A 2,907-nucleotide genomic window follows, 5' to 3' on the forward strand; every position below is an offset into this window, starting at 1 on the left:
AAAAAACATGGCTCAAGAAGATATTTAGTCTTCTTTAAACCATGTTTTTTGATACAACTTTATTTTTAGTGAAAGAAGTTTTTTTGTAGTGTACAAAACTTCTATATACATCTATATTTCTCTTCTTCCTTCTAAAGCTTTTGATAGTGTAACTTCATCTGCGTATTCTAAATCTCCTCCAACTGGTATTCCATGAGCTATTCTAGTAGTCTTTATTCCCATTGGCTTTATGAGCTTTGATATATACATTGCAGTAGCTTCACCCTCAATAGTAGGATTTGTAGCTAAAATAATTTCCTTCACTGGGCTATTTTTTATTCTAACAAGTAATTCTCTAATTCTGATATCTTCTGGCCCAATACCTTCCATAGGTGAAATACTGCCATGAAGCACATGATAAAGTCCTTTGAATTCTTTAGTTCGTTCCATTGCAACTATATCTTTAGGATCTTCAACTACACATATTAAAGTTTCATCTCTTTTCTTATTACTACAAATTACACAAGGGTCTCTATCTGTTAAATTCCCACATATACTACAATATTTAATATCTCTTTTTGCATTAACTATTGCATTGGCAAGACTTAATGCCTCTTCTTTTTCCATATTAAGTACATAAAACGCTAATCGCTGAGCTGTCTTTTTCCCTACACCCGGTAATTTCGAAAATTCTTCTATAAGCTTTGCAATTGGTTTAGGAAAGCATTCCATCTATATCACCTTCTTAGAATAACCCTGGCATTCCTCCAGTAATTTTTTGCATCTCACTAGTTACCATATCATCTGCCTTTCTTAAAGCCTCATTTACTGCAGCTAGAATTAAATCTTGTAGCATTTCCACATCATCAGGATCTACTACCTCTTTATCTATAATTATGTCTAGTACCTCTTTTTTACCATTTGCTTTAACTGTAACAGCTCCACCACCTGAACTAGCTTCTACTTCTTTTTCTTCTAATTCTTTTTGCATTTTTGCTATTTCTTTTTGCATTTTTTGTACCTGTTTCATCATGTTATTAAAATTTCCCATGCCAGGGAATCTTCCTTTTGCCATCATACCATCCTCCTCAATTTTATTTTATTAGACTATTATATCAAACAACTTCAACTAAATCTTCTCCAAAAATACTTTTTATCTGTTTAATTATATCTTTTTTTTTATCTTCTTGTTCACTCTCTGTATTTTTTATCTCGTTTGCCATAATAAATTTCATCTTTATATCGCAATTAAAATATTTACTTATCGATTTTTCTACAAACTCTTTATTATTTTTCTTTTCTATAGCATCTTTATGAAAAGCAAAACCATCTTCAAAAGCTACTGTTAGCATATTATTCTCAAAACTTATCAGTTTCCCTTCCATTAGCAAAGCATGTATACTAATTTTTTCTTTCTTTAATCTCTTTAGAAAATTTGACCACTCTATTTTTATTTTGTCAAAACTTACATTTTCGCTATTAATGTCTCCATTCTCATTAAATATCTCATCTTTTATATTTACTTTCTGCTCTGTATTATCCTTTTTAATGTTTTCTGATACTGAAGTTTTAATTTCAACATTATATGAATGATTAGATTTATCTATTACATGAAACTTACCTTCTTCTATGATTTTTTCTAGTTTTGCAACCTTTTCTAATAGGTTATCTATATCAACATTAGATGGTGTTTTTATAAATTTTATTAATCCCACTTCTAAAATTATTCTAGGTTGAGATGACCATTTTGCCTTAACTTCTACATCTGATAATATTTTGATAGCTCTCATTATATCATTTAATTCAATATTTTTTGCCTGTCTATTTAATTTATCTATTACTTCATCAGAAGCATCTATGATATTTTCGATATTTTTAGAAGTTTTAGCAATCATTAAATTTCTAAAGTGCAAAATCAAATCTTTAACAAACTGATTGACATCTTTCCCAGCTCTAACTATGTCTTCAATTAATCCCAAAGTCTTTTCTAAATTACTATTAATAATAGCGTCTGTTAATTCAAAGATAACGTCTAGATTTACTGTTCCTAATATAGATAAAATATATTCATATGTTATTTTCCCATCAGAGAAAGACACGCATTGATCTAATATACTGAGTGCATCTCTCATTGCACCATCAGAATTTCTAGCTATAAGCCTAAGTCCTCTGTCTTCTACATCTATATTTAATTCATCACATATAGCTCTCATATTTTTAACAATATCATCTACGCTTATCCTCTTAAAATCAAATCTTTGACACCTTGATAAAATCGTAGCTGGTAGTTTTTGAGGCTCGGTAGTAGCTAAAATAAATAATAAATGTTTTGGCGGCTCTTCTAATGTTTTTAAAAGTGCATTAAAAGCTCCCTTTGACAGCATATGAACTTCATCTATTATATAAACCTTATATCTTCCTTTTGACGGAGGATATTTAACTTTTTCTCTTAATTCTCTTATGTCATCTACACTATTGTTAGATGCTGCATCCATTTCTACAACATCCATAATAGTATCATTTAATATTCCTCTGCATATTTCACATTCATTACATGGATTACCATCTTTATTATTTAAACAATTAACAGCCCTCGCAAATATTTTAGCAGTAGAAGTCTTACCCGTACCTCTCGTTCCTGAAAATAGATATGCATGAGCAATATTATTATTTATTATCTGATTTTTCAATATTGTAGTAACATGTTCTTGACCTAAAACACTATCAAAATCTTTAGGTCTATATTTTCTATATAAAGCTTGATATGCCATTTCATCACCTTCAAATAGATGTTTTTCCATAATTAATTATATCAGATACTAAAAACTTCTACCATAAAAAAAGGGTCCCGCTTTGCGGGACCCGCTTCTTTTTGCTACCCGCAACTTAATTACTCTAGTCTATATGTTATACCATGTACACCCTTAT

The 2,907-nt window shown here is 29.8% G+C and carries 3 protein-coding genes; all 3 read right to left on the reverse strand.

Features of this window, described 5'->3' with window-relative positions:
* Positions 1 to 111: 111 nt before the first annotated feature.
* Genes recR through dnaX form a run of 3 tightly spaced genes read right to left on the reverse strand, consistent with a single transcriptional unit; the run spans position 112 to position 2,750 of the window.
* Complete coding sequence (gene recR / locus BUB51_RS12375) at positions 112 to 711, reverse strand: recombination mediator RecR (protein ID WP_073198134.1); 600 nt, start codon at positions 709 to 711, stop codon at positions 112 to 114.
* A 13-nt stretch (positions 712 to 724) separates the two neighbouring features.
* A complete protein-coding gene (locus BUB51_RS12380; protein WP_035162468.1) occupies positions 725 to 1,054 on the reverse strand; it encodes a YbaB/EbfC family nucleoid-associated protein in 330 nt (109 codons plus the stop codon).
* A 40-nt stretch (positions 1,055 to 1,094) separates the two neighbouring features.
* Positions 1,095 to 2,750, reverse strand: a complete 1,656-nt coding sequence (gene dnaX / locus BUB51_RS12385; protein WP_073198136.1) for a DNA polymerase III subunit gamma/tau — start codon at positions 2,748 to 2,750, stop codon at positions 1,095 to 1,097.
* Between the last annotated feature and the right edge of the window lie 157 nt (positions 2,751 to 2,907).

It is taken from the genome of Caloranaerobacter azorensis DSM 13643 (genome assembly GCF_900129995.1).
GTDB classification, from domain to species: domain Bacteria; phylum Bacillota; class Clostridia; order Tissierellales; family Thermohalobacteraceae; genus Caloranaerobacter; species Caloranaerobacter azorensis.